Below are 16,031 nucleotides of genomic sequence, written 5' to 3'. Positions count from 1 at the left end.
ATTTTTTGACCGCACTTTCGTTAAGAATGTCTTTATTTCCTTTAGCCTAGCCGTAAACTAGGCTAATCAAGCAATGATGAATTATTTTTCGCCTTGTTTTTCAAATACTGACAGATATAAAGCGAAACAGCGCATGATTAACGGCGTCCAAACATTCCGCCTAAACCGCCCATTCCGCCCATCATTCCTTTCATACCACGCATCATTTTTGCCATGCCACCACTGCGCATTTTCTTCATCATACGTTGCATTTCGCCAAATTGTTTCAGCAATTTGTTAACATCTTGAACTTGAGTACCCGAGCCCAATGCGATACGGCGGCGGCGTGAACCTTTGATAATATCGGGATTAGCACGTTCTTTTAGCGTCATGGAATTAATAATGGCTTCCATTTTCACGAACATTTTGTCATCCACTTGATTTTTCACATGGTCAGGCAAATTTTTGGCTCCCGGCAATTTATCAAGCATTGACATCATGCCGCCCATTTTTTTCATTTCGACCAATTGTTCACGGAAATCATCAAGGGTAAATAGATCGCCTTTTTTAAATTTCTGCGCCATTTTTTCCGCTTTTTCTTGGTCAACGGAACGCTGTAAATCTTCAATTAATGATAATACATCGCCCATGCCAAGAATGCGCGATGCCACGCGATCTGGGTGGAACGGCTCTAATGCCTCTGTTTTTTCCCCTACCCCTAAGAATTTAATCGGTTTGCCTGTAATTTGGCGAATAGAAAGCGCAGCACCGCCTCGTGCATCACCATCGACTTTCGTCAAAATCACCCCTGTCAATGGTAAGGCTTCGTTAAAGGCTTTGGCAGTATTGGCGGCATCTTGCCCCGTCATCGCATCCACGGTGAACAAGGTTTCAATCGGGTTTAGCACGGCATGGATTTGTTTAATTTCATCCATCATTTCGCCATCAACGTGCAAACGCCCTGCGGTATCCACGATTAACACATCGTAGAATTTCAGTTTCGCATCGGCGAGAGCCGCTTTAGCGATTTCAACAGGATTTTGTTTGACATCTGACGGGAAAAAATCTGCGCCCACAGTTTGAGCCAAGGTTTCCAATTGTTTAATCGCCGCTGGGCGGTACACATCGGCAGACACTACAAGCACTTTTTTCTTGTGGCGTTCTTTTAAGAATTTAGCAAGTTTTCCCACGCTAGTGGTTTTCCCTGCCCCTTGTAAACCCGCCATTAAAATCACGGCTGGCGGTTGGGTAGCAAGATTTAAACTTTCATTGCTTTCCCCCATGGCACTTTCAAGTTCTTTTTGTACAATTTTTAAGAACTCTTGCCCTGGCGTTAAACTTTTATTAACTTCTTCGCCTAAAGCGCTTTCTTTCACTTTATTGATGAATTCACGCACCACAGGTAGGGCAACGTCTGCCTCTAGCAATGCCATGCGCACTTCACGCAGCGTTTCTTTAATATTATCTTCGGTTAAACGCCCTTTTCCTGTGATATTGCGCAAGGTTTTCGACAAGCGATCAGATAGATTTTCAAACATATTTTCTCTCATTTCTAAACTGAAAAATTGTGCCGATTATACCTGAATTCTTCCCCTATTTGAATTTTTAACTTAGAATAGCCGTTAATTACAGGAATGAAGGAAAAAGAATGTCATACGCCATTTTTTCAATGATTTGTTATTGCGTGAGCATTTTGCTGATTGCCCCAACATTAGCACGGGGGAAAACGGCAACAACCAATAAAATGTTCGTATTATTGACCGCACTTGCAGGGATGATTTTGCATTATTTAAGCCTGCATTATTGGCAAGACACCACGCCAAATGGGACGACAATGACCTTGCTGGAAGTCAGTTCATTATTGAGTTTAGTCATTGCTATTTTGGCAACCATTCCGCTGTGTTTGAAAGTACGCACAATCTCATTTTTATTACCTATCGCGTATAGCGCAGCTATCATTAATTTGATTATGGCTGAATTTATTCCAAGCCAAATGGTGCAGCTACATCAACACGTTTTTGCCCATATTGTCCTTTCAATGGTGGCATATTCTGTTTGTTTTATCGCGATGTTGTACAGCATTCAAATTGTCTGGCTTGATCGCAATCTGAAACAGAAAAAAATTATGCCATCTGCGGATATTCCGCCATTAATGCTGGTTGAACGCCATTTTTTCCGTGTGCTATTAAGTGGAGAAATTTTGCTCACCATTACTCTGATTTCTGGCGCATTCTATTTGGCGGAAGCCTTTGAACCAACCAATATCCATAAAGCATTATTTTCATTCTTTGCTTGGATTGTATTTGGGGTATTGCTCTTTGGACATTGGAAATGGCACTGGCGTGGAAAAAGAATGATCATTTTTACCATTTCAGGTATCATTCTGCTCACAATTGCTTATTTTGGCAGCAAAATTCTTTAATTCTTCGGTGGACAATCTCACTGAGAACGAAACAAAATTATGGCGAGTTGGCACAAGGTGCGACAAACGCACCAAATGCCAACTTTTTTACTCACTAACGAAAGGATCCTATTTTGGACAGTATTCCCCTTAGTACGTTATTTATTTCTCTTGCTATCTGTTTAGTACTTTCCGCCTATTTCTCAGGCTCTGAAACTGGTTTACTCTCAGCAAACCGATATCGTATGCGCCATCTCGCTGAAAAAGGCAACAGCGGCGCACGCAAAGCGGAAAATTTATTGAAAAAAACCGATAAATTACTCAGTCTTATCCTTATCTGCAACAACCTTGTCAACATTAGTGCATCAGCTATTGCCACCATTATTGGGATGCGTTTATATGGCGATGCTGGCGTGGCGATTGCCACTGGCGCACTCACCTTCCTAATGCTGGTGTTCTCAGAAATTTATCCTAAAACTGTCGCCGCCCTTTACTCCGAAAAAGTGGCTTTTTTCTCTAGCCATATTTTGGCTTTATTGATGAAAATATTCTCGCCATTAGTGTTTTTTATGAATATCATCATCAAAGGGCTGATTCAAATCACAGGGCTAAAAACAGAAGCAAAAGCCAACCATTTAAGCACGGAAGAATTACGCTCTATTGTGCATGAAAGCGGTAAATTTATCCCCACAGCACACCAAGAAATGCTACTTTCTATTTTAGATTTAGCAGAAGTCACCGTGGACGATATTATGGTGCCACGCAATGATATTTCGGGCATTGATATTGATGATGATTGGAAAGCCATTATGCGCCAATTAAATCATTCCGCGCACGGGCGTGTGTTGCTTTATAAAGATAACCTTGATGAAAAAGTATTAGGTTTTTTGCGTGTGCGCGAAGCCTATCGTTTAATGTTGGATAAAAATGAATTTACCAAAGAAACCTTAATTCGCGCGGTAGATGAGATTTATTTTATCCCTGAAGGCACGCCACTCACCGCACAATTAGTCAACTTCCGCAACAATAAAGAACGCATTGGTTTAGTGGTGGATGAATATGGCGACATCAAAGGTTTAGTCACGTTAGAAGATATTCTAGAAGAAATTGTAGGGGAATTTACCACTTCTACCGCCCCATCCATTGAAGAAGAAGTCGTGCCGCAATCCGATGGTTCTATCATCATTGATGGCGCAACCAATATTCGTGATATTAACAAATTATTCGATTGGAATTTAGACACCGAAGATGCCCGCACATTCAACGGCTTGATTTTGGAATATCTCGAAGAAATTCCCGAAGAAGGCAAAGAATTTGAAATCGATGGTTTAAAAGTCACCATTTTAGAAGTGGCTGACAACATGGTAAAACAAGCCAAAGTCGTCAAACTTTAAAATTTTGGCAAAATTGACCGCACTTTTGACGAATGATCAGCCTCAAAAATCCTAGACACTAGAGTGTTAAATATTGAACGCTGTATTGCACAGGACTCAAGTTGTTTAAAGTGCGGTTGTTTTTGCAGTGTTAGATTTAATTGGATAATTAAGGGTTGAACTAGATTAGCCTTAAACGAATTAAAAATAGTCGTAAAAGTGTTATGTTTATGCCACAGTGTAGGCTACCAATTTTAATCTTAAAGTGCGGTCAAATTTGGCTGTATTTTTCAAATCATCTATCCAATAAAAAAGCTAGAAATCATCTAGCTTTTTTATTGCTTGTAAACCTTATTCTAAGTTTGTGCCTTTCAGCTCGGGAATAAGGAAGATCGTGGCTAGCATGTCTAAAACATAAATCAGCGCCAAAAAGGCGATGGCGATTTGGAATGAGTAAATTGAAACAATCGCCCCAACGACAACAGGCCCGAAGCCGCCGACAGCTCGTCCAAGGTTAAATAGCACGTTTTGCGTGGTAGCGCGCGCTTCTGTTGGGTAGGCTTCTGACATCAGCGCGCCGTATCCGCCCATCATACCATTCACGAATGCGCCAAGTGCAGCGCCTGCAAATAACATTGCTGTCGGATCGGTTAATTGCGAGTAAACAATAATGCTGATGACTGCGCCTGCTTGGAAAATTAAGAAACTTGGTTTACGCCCTAACTTGTCAGCAAGTCGTCCGAAAATCCAAATACCTGCCATCATGCCAAAGATGGTTACCGCAGTCCAAAGCCCTGATTTTGTTAAACTGAAGCCAAATTGTTTAGAAAGGAAATTTGGCAGCCAAATCATAATGCCGTAGTAACCAAAATTTTGTACTGAGGTTAATACCACAATCCCCGCGCTCACTTTGGCAGTTTTGCTGTCTTTCACCAATAATTTGAATGATGATTGGGCGGGCTTTTCTTGCTCTTGTTTACGGATAAAAATTTCTGGTTCATGCAAGCGGGCGCGCAGATACCAAGCGATGAATGCAGGGAAGATTCCTACTAAAAACATACCTCGCCAGCCAATCACGGGCAATAATAGTGGAGTTAGCAATGCTGCCGCTAACACCCCAACTTGCCAGCCTAGCGCAACATAAGAGGAAGCTTTGGCACGATGGCGCGCGGGCCACGCTTCAGCGGCTAATGCCATACCAATACCAAATTCGCCGCCAAGGCCAACGCCTGCAATGGTACGATAAATCAGCAAATCCCAATAGCCTTGCGCCAACGCGCATAATCCTGTAAACACCGCAAATAAGACAATTGTCCAGGTCAGTACACGAACGCGTCCATATTTGTCGCTAAGTGCGCCAAAGATAATGCCACCAGCGACAGCGCCTATCAGTGTCCAAGTCACTAACGAGCCACCTTGCGCAGGCGTTAAAGCTAAATCTGCAGAAATTGCGCTGAGCATAAAACCCAGAATAAGAAGATCGAAACCATCCATTGCATAGCCTACTGCAGAACCGAGTAAGGCTTTCCAGCCATAGTTATCAACGTTGTGTGTCATTTTGAGATCCTTTTGTTGCTCGCAGGCAACCTTTAAAGTTTAAGGAGAGAAATATTTCCTCACGGGGAAATTGGCGCGTAGTTTAGGGGAAAAGTGTTAAATTATCAATAAAAAACCGACAAAAAAACGACCGCACTTTTCTTGAATTTTGTGAAAAGTGCGGTCAAATTTTAAAGAATTTTTAAATTATTCTACGGTGACGGCTTTTGCCAGATTACGCGGTTGATCCACATCGGTGCCTTTGATTAACGCAATGTGATATGACAATAATTGTAATGGCACGGTGTAGAAAATTGGCGCAGTCACTTCGTCCACTTTTGGTAAGACAATCGTTTTAAAGTTATCTGCATCAGTGAAACCAGCATCGCTATCTGCGAACACATATAATTGGCCGCCGCGTGCGCGCACTTCTTCGATATTAGATTTCACTTTTTCTAACAAGTCATTTTCTGGTGCCACAACCACCACTGGCATTTCGCTATCAATTAACGCCAATGGACCGTGTTTTAATTCGCCTGCCGCATAGGCTTCTGCGTGAATGTATGAAATTTCTTTTAATTTCAATGCAGATTCCATGGCGATTGGATAATATTCGCCACGGCCTAAGAATAAAGTATGATGTTTTTCTGCAAAATCTTCAGACAATTTTTCAATTTGTTTATCGAACACCAATGCACTTTCAATTTGCGCCGGTAAGCGTTGTAACGATTGAATAATGTGATGTTCTTGTTCATCGGTTAAATTGCCTTTTAAGCGGCCGATTGCGGCATTTAACAGCAACATACAGGTTAATTGTGTGGTAAATGCTTTTGTGGAAGCCACGCCGATCTCCACGCCTGCTCTTGTCATGAAAGCAAAATCAGATTCACGCACTAATGATGAACTTGCTACGTTACAAATCGTCATTGCTGACATATAGCCTGATTCTTTCGCAAGGCGAAGTGCGGCTAAAGTATCCGCGGTTTCCCCTGATTGTGAAAGGGTGATCAATAAGCTGTTCGGACGGGTAACAAATTTACGGTAGCGGAATTCTGAAGCAATTTCCACATCGCAGCTCACGCCTGCAATGGCTTCAAACCAGTAACGTGCTACCATACCTGCATTGTATGATGTACCACAGGCAACGATTTGAACATGCTCTACTTTGCTTAAAATTTCTGCGGCATTTGGCGCAATCGCATCAATATTTACACGACCATCTTTGATACGTCCATCTAAGGTATTCATAATCGCAACTGGCTGTTCAAAGATTTCTTTTTGCATATAGTGACGATATTGCCCTTTGTCCGCGGCATCATTTTCATAGTTGCCTTCGTGAATTTCACGCTCTACTTTGTTACCTGTGCGATCATAAATATCCACAGTTGTGCGTGTAATTTCGGCCACATCGCCTTCTTCTAAATAAGCAAAACGGCGTGTCACACTTAATAATGCCAATGGGTCAGACGCTAAGAAATTCTCACCGATACCATAGCCGATTACCAATGGTGAACCAGAACGGGCCACAATTAAGCGTTCAGGATCTTCTTCGTTCATCACCACCGTGCCGTATGCGCCACGCAATTGCACAACCGTTTTTTGCACGGCTTCTAATAAGCTTTTTGCGCTACGAAATTCCCATTCAACTAAGTGAGCAATAACTTCTGTATCGGTTTGCGATTGGAATACATATCCACGTTCTTGCAAAACCACTTTCAATTCTTCGTAGTTTTCAATAATACCATTATGCACCACTGCAATTTTGCCTGAACGATGCGGGTGAGCATTGGTTTCTGAGGGTTCACCGTGAGTCGCCCAACGTGTGTGTGCAATGCCAGTGCCACCTAATAATGGATTGGCTTCTAAGGCTTCATCTAAAGCCTTTACTTTACCGACACGGCGCACAATTTGCATATGTTTATCTTGACCAAGCACGGCAACGCCTGCTGAATCATAACCACGATATTCTAAACGGTGTAAACCGTCCACCAAGATTGCTGCCACATTACGTTCTGCTACTGCACCAACGATTCCGCACATAGTTTGTTTCCTTATATATAGGGCGCGGTTAACGCACCGTTTAATGTTAAAACCTTATTTCGACACGCCTTAAATTTAATGAAAGGCACTGCCATATCCTGCTTGAATGACTAAATAAATAGCCAAATAAGCGCATTAAATATTTCATTTTATTTTGCAATGATGACTTCAACATTTTGTTGTTCAATCATTGCTTTGTGTTCTGCTGACAACAAATAATCGGTAATCAATACATCAATCTGCTGCCAATTTAATTCTAAGTTAGGCATTTTTCGCCCAATTTTTTGGCTTTCCACCATCACGATCACTTCGCGGCTAACTTCCGCCATCACTTGGCTAAGACCAATCAATTCATTAAATGTCGTGGTTCCACGCTCTAAATCTACGCCATCAGCGCCAATAAAAAGCTGGTCAAAATCATAAGAACGTAACACTTGCTCAGCGACTTTGCCCTGGAAAGATTCAGAACGGGTATCCCAAGTGCCACCAGTCATTAACAGCGTGGGTTCATTTTCTAAAGATCTCAATTCGGTTGCCACTGATAAGGAATTCGTCATCACCACCAATCCCTGCTTACGATTTAACTGCTTAATTAACGCTGCAGTCGTGCTACCACTATCAACAATAATACGATTATGATCGCGAATGCGTTCTGCCGCAGCCTTGGCTATGACCATCTTTCGTTCCGAAAGTTCATCTTGTTCATCTTCGATAATGTCTTGCGGCATTAAAATTGCCCCACCATAGCGACGTAGTAAAAATCCACTTGCTTCAAGTGCGGTCAAATCTTTACGAATTGTTACTTCTGACGTATCAAAAAGTTGTACAAGCTGATCAACGCTCACTTCACCTTGTTCTTGCAACAGTTGCATAATATGATGACGACGCTGTTGCGTGTTTCGCTGATTTAAGTTTCGTTTCATTAACAAAGCTCACATTTAAGTTTCGGTTCGGAATTATAATAATTTAAACCGAAAAGTAAATAAAATTTATGTATCTTTATACTAATGCTATGATTTGAAGATAATAAAAAACCCCACTATGTTCATAGCAGGGTTTTAGAATTCGAAAAATTAAATTATGCGTTTACGGCATCTTTTAATGCTTTACCCGCAACGAATGCAGGTGCTTTTGATGCAGCGATTTTGATTTCTGCGCCAGTTTGTGGGTTACGACCTGTACGTGCTTTACGTGCGTTTACTTTGAATGTACCAAAGCCGATTAATTGCACAGCGTCACCTTTTGTCAAGCTTGCTGAAATTGCATCTAAAGTTGCTTCTAATGCTGCTTTAGCATCTTTCTTCGTTAAACCAGCTTGGCTTGCGATAGCGTCGATTAAATCCGTTTTATTCATAATAAAATTACCTATTGTTTTTTGATTTAAAAGTTGTTTTAAGTGTGCTTGGAATAAAGCCTGTACACATTGTACTGTCAAACAGCATGGTAAGGATAATCCAAGTTCAGAGTTTAGCCAAGTGCTAAAACTGCAAATTTTTGTAAATTTTGTGACATTGTTCACAAATTAGTCAATTTCCACACCGATATTAGAGATTCCAGCGGTTCGCAGTTCAGCTTTAAGATCTAAAATAGGATCAATATCCCGTTCTTCATACTCATTCAAAGTACGATAAATTTGCCATTGCACATCTAATTCTTCTTGAATTTCCACCGCACTTTTAAGATCAGTTTCACTCAATTCACGTTCTTGTTCACTTTCCAAGAGCGTGGCGATAGTTTGCATAGAAATTTGGCTAATTTTTATCGCTTGCTCCAGTGTTTCGCCAGCAATAATGGCATGCAATAATTCCGACAAAGCTTCACAAGCATCTAATGCGGGCACGACACCAAAGAAAGTATATTCGTTGACATCGGGAATAATGTTTTCTAGCTTTTCTAGCTGAGTTTCAAAATTGATCTTTGCCCCTTTCACCGTCAAATATTCCCACACTAAATTAAGAATATTCTGATAAATTTTGGCGTTTTCAGGCTGTTCAGCCACTTGGCAAAACAGGCGATAATTGGGATACATACGCTCACATAGGCACGCCATAAAAGTTAAATTTTGCCAAGTTTCAAAACGCTCAAGGCGTTTGTGGATGGGATTTCGCATTATTGCTCCTTAAAAAACGGTTGCGCGTAAACGCTTATTCAAAAGGGATAATTCAGTAAACTTCGCAACCGTTTCGCATTATTTATGATAGGCTTTTGAATATTCGTGAATAGCATCAACGAAAACTTTCGGGCTTTCCACGGGCACATCTTGATGAATGCCATGCCCCAAATTGAATACATGACCAGAACCTGCGCCAAAATCTGCCAAAATTGACCGCACTTCTTGTTGAATACGCTCTGGTTGCGCATACAATATTGAAGGATCCATATTACCTTGCAAGGCAACTTTATGCCCGATTTGGGCTTTCGCCGTGGCTAAATTCACGGTCCAATCTAATCCCACCGCATCGCAGCCAGTATTTGCGATTTGTTCCAACCACAAACCGCCCCCTTTGGTAAATAGGGTAACGGGGACTTTGCGCCCTTCGTTTTCACGAATCAAGCCATCCACGATTTTATGCATATATTGCAATGAAAAATCAAGATAATCACGATGAGCCAATACGCCGCCCCAAGTGTCGAAAATCATCACCGCTTGCGCACCCGCTTTAATTTGAGCGTTTAAATACAAAATCACGGCATCGGCAACTTTGTCTAACAATGTGTGTAAGAGTTGCGGCTCGGCATACATCATTTTTTTAATTTTAGTGAACGCCTTGCTAGAACCGCCTTCCACCATATAAGTGGCTAGCGTCCAAGGGCTGCCAGAAAAACCAATTAACGGCACTTCCCCTTTTAATTCACGGCGAATGGTGCGTACCGCATTCATCACATATTGTAATTCTTGTTCAGGATCAGGAATTGGCAAATTTTTGACCGCACTTAGGCTTTCCACAGGGCGTTCAAATTTCGGGCCTTCGCCTGCACCAAAACTTAACCCCAATCCCATCGCATCTGGCACGGTTAAAATATCGGAAAATAAAATCGCCGCATCTAAATCGTAACGACGCAAAGGCTGAAGTGTCACTTCGCAGGCAAGATCTGCATTGCGACAAAGCGACATAAAATCGCCAGCTTGCGCGCGTGTTGCTTTATATTCTGGCAAATAACGCCCCGCTTGACGCATCATCCATACGGGCGTCATATCCACGGGTTCTCGCAATAACGCTCGAAGATAACGATCATTTTTTAATTGGCTCATTTATTTATCCTTAAAATTATTCAGATTATTATTTTTAAAAATAACGCATTTTATCTAAAAAATTGACCGCACTTTTACGGTCAAAATCACGATCAAAGTGCGGTCATTATAAAGAGAATTTTGCTATTTGTCTGCAAGACGGCACAATTCTAAGGTTGCCTTAATCAATTTCAACGCAATCGTGCCTTCTGGGGGCAACTCTGGCATTTCATCATCATAGCGAAACCATTTGGCATCATGAATTTCTGTTTCTTGCAACACAATCTCGCCGCTGTCATAATCCGCTAAAAATCCCACCATTTGCGAATTCGGGAATGCCCAAGGTTGGCTGCCAAAATAACGGATGTTTTTGACTTTAATGCCTGTTTCTTCAAACACTTCGCGCTCCACCGTTTGCTCAAAGGTTTCGCCCACTTCCACAAAACCTGCCAAGGTAGTGTAAATGCCACCACGTCCGTCTGGCGTAGCGTGGCGCAGATGATTGGCTAATAAAATTTCAGTGCCACGGCGCACAGCGACAATAATTGACGGGCAAATGACAGGGTATGCACGATAGCCACATTGCGCATTTTGGCATTGCATTGCCCATTCTTCCTTTGCCATTTTCATAGAATGCCCGCATTTTCCGCAAAATTGATGGGTTTTCACAAAATGATTCAATTCTACGCCACGATTGAGCAAATAAAATTTCGTGGCGGGTAAACATAATAAAGCGCGCAAGGGCGTCCATTCACGCACTTCTGCGCTCTCTTCTTGCACCACAAACAAAGGTTCGTTATCCCATTTTCCTATGTGCAAGGCTTGGCGTTCTGTTAATCCAAATTCTTGAGCGCGACCAAAGGGTAAATTGCCATCAGGAAAATAAATATTGCTGCCTTGTGAAATAAGCCAATAGCCGCATGTATCGGGTGAAACGGAATGCATAAAAACTCCTTCAAAATTGACCGCACTTTTTGTATTTTGCTTGCGGCATTATAGCGGATTTTCACTTTTTTCTAAAAGCCGCAATTTCTTCATAGTATTCACATTAAAAAAATATTATAATTGTTAAAATTTTGTTGAATTATTATTTTAAACTTTAATTAAAGGACACTTTATGAAAAACATCGTAATTGTCGGTGGTGGTGCAGGCGGTTTAGAACTCGCCACTTTTCTAGGCAAAAAACTCGGGCGTAAACAACGTGCTCACGTAACGCTCATTGACCGCAACCAAACCCACTTATGGAAACCGTTATTACATGAAGTTGCCACGGGTGTGCTTGATGCAGAAACTGACGCAGTGAGCTATCGCGCCCATGCTCATAACCACGGATTCCACTTTGAGCAAGGCTCGATCACTCGTATTGATCGCACCAATAAATATGTGGAACTCGCTCCAGTTGTCGGGCTAGAAGGCAAACCAATCGTTATTGCGCGCCGTATTCCCTATGATTATTTAGTCATCGCTATTGGTAGCCGTTCTAACGATTTCAACACCAAAGGCGTGAAAGAAAATTGTATTTTCTTAGACTCGCCAGACCAAGCCTTGCGTTTCCAACATCGTATGTTGGAACTTTTCCTCACCTTTGCGGAAAACAATGCTCTTGCAGAAATTGGCGAAGACGACAGCCAACAAAAATTAGTTCAAGAAGATAAAGTTAATATTGCCATTGTTGGCGGTGGGGCGACAGGTGTGGAACTTTCTGCAGAATTGTTTAACGCCGCACAACATTTATCTTCATACGGCTACGGTAAAATCCGAGACGGTCATTTAAACGTTACCTTAATTGAAGCGGGCGAGCGTTTATTACCTGCATTGCCTGAACGTATTTCATCTTCTGTGCACGCCGAATTGGAAGAATTAGGCGTTGATGTGAAAACCCATACGATGATCACTGAAGCCACCACCAATAGCCTGATTACCAAAGATGGCACAGAAATTAAAGCCGATTTAATGGTGTGGGCGGCTGGGATTTGTGTTTCGCCGATCACGCAACAATTCGATGGCTTGGAACTCAATCGCATTAACCAAATCTGCATTAAAGACACCTTGCAAACTACCGTTGATGACAGCATTTTTGCCATTGGCGACTGTGCATTCTTGTTACAAAAAAATGGCATGCCAGTGCCACCGCGTGGACAAGCGGCAAACCAAATGGCAACCATTTGCGGACAAAATATTGTGGCATTATTTGATAATAAACCATTGAAAGACTTCACATATTTTGACAAAGGCTCATTGGTGTCATTATCGAAATTTACTGCATTGGGAAGCATCACCACCGGCAAGAAAACCTCAATGACCATTGAAGGAAAACTCGCCCGCGTTGCTTATATTTCGCTCTATCGCTTGCACCAGCAAAAATTACACGGCTGTTTTAAAACAGGGTTAATTATTTTAATCGGCCGTTTAAATCGCTTTATTCGTCCATCATTAAAGTTGTATTAGTGTAAAGCTTGACGAAACCTACATTCGGGCGTATTATTCGCCCGATTTTATTACCAGAAGGACACACACTTGGACAGTCACAGTCGATACCGACTTAATCTTTTATTTTAACTGTCGCCCGTCTTTTGACTTATCGGCGACACGTTCGCGGATAAGCTCTTCCGCCTTAATTGGTATCCAAAAACACACGCTAATTTATACCTAATCGCAATCGGATTAGTTATAACGCTATCGCAGTTAGCAAGCAAGCCATCAACAAAAAACCGCGTTTTTTGACCGCACTTTGGCTGAGCGTGTTTGTTCATTTTGTTTGTTCATACCACCTCTCAAACGGAGTATGAAACAATGATTAATGCATTTGCCCTTGAAAATGCCCGTTTAACTCGTCTTGAAGAAGAAGGCGCTGAACTCAATAACGCCATTTGGCTTGATTTAATTGAGCCAACCGAAGACGAGCGTAACGAGCTACAAGAAAGCTTAGGCCAAAGCCTTGCCTCATTTTTAGAATTAGAAGACATCGAAGCATCTGCGCGTTTTTTCGAAGACGAAGACGGTTTGCACTTGCACTCATTCTTCTATTGCGAAGATGAAAACGATTATGCCGATTTGGCTTCTGTGGCGTTTACCATTCGTGACGGCCGCTTGTTCACCTTGCGTGATCGCGAATTGCCGGCGTTCCGCTTGTATCGAATGCGTTCGCGTTATCAGCGCTTAGATGAATGTAATGTTTATGAAGTATTGTTAGATTTATTTGAAACCAAAATTGAGCAACTTGCTGATGTGATTGAAACGGGTTATTCCGAGCTAGAACAATTAAGCCGTGTTATTTTAGACGGCAAACAAGGCGAAGCCTTTAATGATGCGCTGAGTACATTAACAGAGCAAGAAGATAACAGCTCAAAAGTGCGGATGTGCTTAATGGATACGCAACGCGCCTTAAGTTTTTTGGTGCGTAAAACGCGCTTGCCGACCAATCAGTTGGAACAAGCCCGCGAGATTTTACGCGATATTGAATCCTTGCAGCCGCATAATGAATCGCTATTCCAAAAAGTGAATTTCTTAATGCAAGCAGCGATGGGTTATATCAATATTGAACAGAATAAAATCATGAAATTCTTCTCCGTTGTATCTGTGATGTTTCTGCCAGCAACGCTGGTTGCATCCACATACGGAATGAACTTTGACTTTATGCCTGAGCTCCATTTTAAATACGGCTATCCAATGGCAATCGGCTTAATGATTGTTGCCGCATTGACGCCTTATATTTACTTTAAACGTAAAGGTTGGTTATAGTTATCAACCCAAAGTGCGGTCAAAATCATCGAATTTTCACCGCACTTTACTTGAATTTGCTGTAAAATCCCCCATCTAAATGTCAATTTTCTCACACAAGGAATATTATGACAGGCTTTAATTCTCTCCAATATTTGGTTTTCACTATCATCAACCTTTACTGCATGCTTGTTATGCTGCGTATGTGGCTGCAATACAGCAAGGCAGATTTCTATAATCAAATTTCACAAGCGGTGGTAAAACTCACTGATCCTGTGCTCGTGCCTTTGCGAAAAACCTTTAAACCCGTGAAAGGCGTTGATATTGCCTCGCTCATTTTTGTATTTGTGTTAGGAATGGTTAAAGTACCATTGATGTGGATTCTTGCGGGCGAATGGACATTTGAAGCCATCACCTCTAACCTTTTCCAAATTGTGATCATTGGTGGCTTAACCATTGTGAGCAGTTTCGGACAAATGATTTTATATGTGATTTTTATCGGCGCTATTCTAAGTTGGTTTCGCCGTGGCAACGATCCATTAAGTTATTTGCTTTATCAATTGGGCGAACCGTTGCTCAGCCCTATTCGCCGTATCTTGCCCAAAACGGGTATGATCGATTTCTCGCCTATGATTCTGGCATTCGCGCTATTTTGGCTAAACCGCGTGATGTACGATATTTTTGCCCATCTTTGGGTGTGGGCATAAGTGCGGTCAATTTTTGAGAATTTTTATGGCGGCAGTCGAACAAAACAGTGAAGGGATTCGCTTACGCATTTTCTTGCAACCCAAAGCCAGCAAAGATGCATTCGTGGGCTTGCACGATGACGAACTAAAAATCACGATCACTGCACCGCCCATTGACGGTGCGGCAAATGCGCATTTACTCAAATATCTCAGTAAAGCGTTTAAAGTGCCGAAAAGTCGCATTATATTAGAAAAAGGCGAACTCAATCTCCATAAGCAGATTTTTATTCCTGCGCCGCAAATCATACCGCAAGAAATCGCCCATTTGCTTTCATAAAAATGAATAAACGCCGATGCAATGATTATGTAAAACACCGTAGGCGGTAAATTTATTCCACATTCGTTCTATAAAAAATGCCCTTTTGCTTAAAAGGGCATTTTCTTTGATTTGCTAAAACGGCGAATTTCAATTCGAGTATTTCAGTCGATTACCACACCAACTCAAACACCGCTTTTTTCGGATTCACTTTAAAGCCTTCCATTTCTAAAATATGGCGTTGTTGCATATCTTGCTCCACCGTTAAACGAGTGGATTGAGTGAAAGCCACGAACTCTTTCGCCTTTTCAATCAAGGCTTTATAAATTTCATTTTGGTATTTTTCTTCGCGCACAAAAATATCAGTGAGCTGCCAATAGCGCTGTAATTGTAAAGAAGAAAGACGAGGATAAAGTTGAATAAAGCCGACTGCTCGGTCGTATTCATCTACCGCGATAAAAAAAATGCTTTCGCCAAAACGGATACGATTATTAAGAAAGGTTAAAGTGCGGTCAGGATTCTCTGACATTCCATGGGCTACACGATATTCTTCGAATAACGGTAACAGCACCGCTATGTTCCATTGTTCAGCTTTGAAAATACGCATAATTCATTCACTTAGGTTCGTGATCTGCTTATATTTCATAGGCAGATGCTATAATTGATTAAAAAATATCAAAAATATACAGTGAATTGTACCTGCTAAACATAAAATAATCATCACTTAGATCAAAAAAATAGTGAAAA

At 41.6% G+C, this 16,031-nt stretch carries 15 protein-coding genes; 6 read left to right on the top strand and 9 right to left on the bottom strand.

Annotated features, from left to right (window positions below):
• Nucleotides 1–137: 137 nt before the first annotated feature.
• The gene (gene ffh / locus C8D76_RS02230) at nucleotides 138–1,517 is read right to left on the bottom strand and encodes a signal recognition particle protein (protein WP_116631203.1); all 1,380 of its coding nucleotides are present in this window, start codon (nucleotides 1,515–1,517) and stop codon (nucleotides 138–140) included.
• A 110-nt stretch (nucleotides 1,518–1,627) separates the two neighbouring features.
• Here ffh and C8D76_RS02225 point away from each other — a divergent pair, with 110 nt between their 5' ends.
• Both C8D76_RS02225 and C8D76_RS02220 read left to right on the top strand, forming a co-directional pair.
• Nucleotides 1,628–2,401: a cytochrome C assembly family protein gene (locus C8D76_RS02225; protein ID WP_116631202.1), complete on the top strand. Its 774-nt coding sequence runs from the start codon at nucleotides 1,628–1,630 to the stop codon at nucleotides 2,399–2,401.
• Between the two features lie 113 nt (nucleotides 2,402–2,514).
• Nucleotides 2,515–3,774: an HlyC/CorC family transporter gene (locus C8D76_RS02220; RefSeq protein ID WP_116631201.1), complete on the top strand. Its 1,260-nt coding sequence runs from the start codon at nucleotides 2,515–2,517 to the stop codon at nucleotides 3,772–3,774.
• 330 nt (nucleotides 3,775–4,104) lie between these two features.
• On the opposite strand, the gene C8D76_RS02215 is transcribed toward C8D76_RS02220, so the two are convergent.
• The 7 genes from C8D76_RS02215 to nudC form a co-directional block, all read right to left on the bottom strand.
• Nucleotides 4,105–5,310, bottom strand: coding sequence for an MFS transporter (locus C8D76_RS02215; RefSeq protein ID WP_116631200.1), 1,206 nt, complete (start codon nucleotides 5,308–5,310; stop codon nucleotides 4,105–4,107).
• 186 nt (nucleotides 5,311–5,496) lie between these two features.
• On the bottom strand, nucleotides 5,497–7,329 hold the full coding sequence (glmS, locus tag C8D76_RS02210) for a glutamine--fructose-6-phosphate transaminase (isomerizing) (protein ID WP_116631199.1): 1,833 nt from the start codon (nucleotides 7,327–7,329) through the stop codon (nucleotides 5,497–5,499).
• 149 nt (nucleotides 7,330–7,478) lie between these two features.
• The gene (locus tag C8D76_RS02205) at nucleotides 7,479–8,252 is read right to left on the bottom strand and encodes a DeoR/GlpR family DNA-binding transcription regulator (protein ID WP_116631198.1); all 774 of its coding nucleotides are present in this window, start codon (nucleotides 8,250–8,252) and stop codon (nucleotides 7,479–7,481) included.
• A gap of 155 nt (nucleotides 8,253–8,407) precedes the next feature.
• The gene (locus tag C8D76_RS02200) at nucleotides 8,408–8,683 is read right to left on the bottom strand and encodes an HU family DNA-binding protein (RefSeq protein WP_116631197.1); all 276 of its coding nucleotides are present in this window, start codon (nucleotides 8,681–8,683) and stop codon (nucleotides 8,408–8,410) included.
• A gap of 168 nt (nucleotides 8,684–8,851) precedes the next feature.
• Nucleotides 8,852–9,439, bottom strand: a complete 588-nt coding sequence (locus C8D76_RS02195; RefSeq protein WP_116631196.1) for a YjaG family protein — start codon at nucleotides 9,437–9,439, stop codon at nucleotides 8,852–8,854.
• A 78-nt stretch (nucleotides 9,440–9,517) separates the two neighbouring features.
• Complete coding sequence (gene hemE, locus C8D76_RS02190; RefSeq protein WP_116631195.1) at nucleotides 9,518–10,582, bottom strand: uroporphyrinogen decarboxylase; 1,065 nt, start codon at nucleotides 10,580–10,582, stop codon at nucleotides 9,518–9,520.
• A 123-nt stretch (nucleotides 10,583–10,705) separates the two neighbouring features.
• Nucleotides 10,706–11,506 carry an NAD(+) diphosphatase gene (gene nudC / locus C8D76_RS02185; protein WP_116631194.1) on the bottom strand — a complete coding sequence of 267 codons (801 nt, stop codon included), beginning with the start codon at nucleotides 11,504–11,506 and terminating at the stop codon, nucleotides 10,706–10,708.
• Nucleotides 11,507–11,678: 172 nt separating this feature from the next.
• On the opposite strand from nudC, the gene C8D76_RS02180 reads away from it, so the two are divergent.
• The 4 genes from C8D76_RS02180 to yggU all read left to right on the top strand — a co-directional run bounded on the left by C8D76_RS02180 (nucleotide 11,679) and on the right by yggU (nucleotide 15,305).
• Nucleotides 11,679–13,010, top strand: a complete 1,332-nt coding sequence (locus C8D76_RS02180) for an NAD(P)/FAD-dependent oxidoreductase (protein ID WP_116631193.1) — start codon at nucleotides 11,679–11,681, stop codon at nucleotides 13,008–13,010.
• 345 nt (nucleotides 13,011–13,355) lie between these two features.
• Nucleotides 13,356–14,303 carry a magnesium/cobalt transporter CorA gene (gene corA, locus C8D76_RS02175; protein ID WP_116631192.1) on the top strand — a complete coding sequence of 316 codons (948 nt, stop codon included), beginning with the start codon at nucleotides 13,356–13,358 and terminating at the stop codon, nucleotides 14,301–14,303.
• A gap of 107 nt (nucleotides 14,304–14,410) precedes the next feature.
• A complete protein-coding gene (locus C8D76_RS02170) occupies nucleotides 14,411–14,989 on the top strand; it encodes a YggT family protein (protein ID WP_116631191.1) in 579 nt (192 codons plus the stop codon).
• Nucleotides 14,990–15,014: 25 nt separating this feature from the next.
• The gene (yggU, locus tag C8D76_RS02165) at nucleotides 15,015–15,305 is read left to right on the top strand and encodes a DUF167 family protein YggU (RefSeq protein WP_116631190.1); all 291 of its coding nucleotides are present in this window, start codon (nucleotides 15,015–15,017) and stop codon (nucleotides 15,303–15,305) included.
• Nucleotides 15,306–15,456: 151 nt separating this feature from the next.
• Here the strand turns inward: yggU and C8D76_RS02160 are convergent, their stop codons facing one another.
• Nucleotides 15,457–15,891, bottom strand: coding sequence for a GNAT family N-acetyltransferase (locus tag C8D76_RS02160; protein ID WP_116631189.1), 435 nt, complete (start codon nucleotides 15,889–15,891; stop codon nucleotides 15,457–15,459).
• Nucleotides 15,892–16,031: the final 140 nt, after the last annotated feature.

Origin of the sequence: Alitibacter langaaensis DSM 22999, assembly GCF_003096995.1 — a bacterium.
In the GTDB taxonomy this organism is placed as follows: Bacteria; Pseudomonadota; Gammaproteobacteria; order Enterobacterales; family Pasteurellaceae; genus Exercitatus; species Exercitatus langaaensis.
The sequence above is the reverse complement of the archived record's forward strand: the minus strand, read 5'-3'. Positions and strand labels throughout refer to the sequence as shown.

Excerpts from the sequence above, each read along its gene's own strand:
- ffh (WP_116631203.1), bottom strand. The coding sequence starts at position 1,517 with ATGTTTGAAAATCTATCTGATCGCTTGTCGAAAACCTTGCGCAATATC.
- C8D76_RS02225 (WP_116631202.1), top strand. The coding sequence starts at position 1,628 with ATGTCATACGCCATTTTTTCAATGATTTGTTATTGCGTGAGCATTTTG.
- C8D76_RS02215 (WP_116631200.1), bottom strand. The coding sequence starts at position 5,310 with ATGACACACAACGTTGATAACTATGGCTGGAAAGCCTTACTCGGTTCT.
- glmS (WP_116631199.1), bottom strand. The coding sequence starts at position 7,329 with ATGTGCGGAATCGTTGGTGCAGTAGCAGAACGTAATGTGGCAGCAATC.
- C8D76_RS02205 (WP_116631198.1), bottom strand. The coding sequence starts at position 8,252 with ATGAAACGAAACTTAAATCAGCGAAACACGCAACAGCGTCGTCATCAT.
- C8D76_RS02200 (WP_116631197.1), bottom strand. The coding sequence starts at position 8,683 with ATGAATAAAACGGATTTAATCGACGCTATCGCAAGCCAAGCTGGTTTA.
- C8D76_RS02195 (WP_116631196.1), bottom strand. The coding sequence starts at position 9,439 with ATGCGAAATCCCATCCACAAACGCCTTGAGCGTTTTGAAACTTGGCAA.
- hemE (WP_116631195.1), bottom strand. The coding sequence starts at position 10,582 with ATGAGCCAATTAAAAAATGATCGTTATCTTCGAGCGTTATTGCGAGAA.
- nudC (WP_116631194.1), bottom strand. The coding sequence starts at position 11,506 with ATGCATTCCGTTTCACCCGATACATGCGGCTATTGGCTTATTTCACAA.
- C8D76_RS02180 (WP_116631193.1), top strand. The coding sequence starts at position 11,679 with ATGAAAAACATCGTAATTGTCGGTGGTGGTGCAGGCGGTTTAGAACTC.
- corA (WP_116631192.1), top strand. The coding sequence starts at position 13,356 with ATGATTAATGCATTTGCCCTTGAAAATGCCCGTTTAACTCGTCTTGAA.
- C8D76_RS02170 (WP_116631191.1), top strand. The coding sequence starts at position 14,411 with ATGACAGGCTTTAATTCTCTCCAATATTTGGTTTTCACTATCATCAAC.
- yggU (WP_116631190.1), top strand. The coding sequence starts at position 15,015 with ATGGCGGCAGTCGAACAAAACAGTGAAGGGATTCGCTTACGCATTTTC.
- C8D76_RS02160 (WP_116631189.1), bottom strand. The coding sequence starts at position 15,891 with ATGCGTATTTTCAAAGCTGAACAATGGAACATAGCGGTGCTGTTACCG.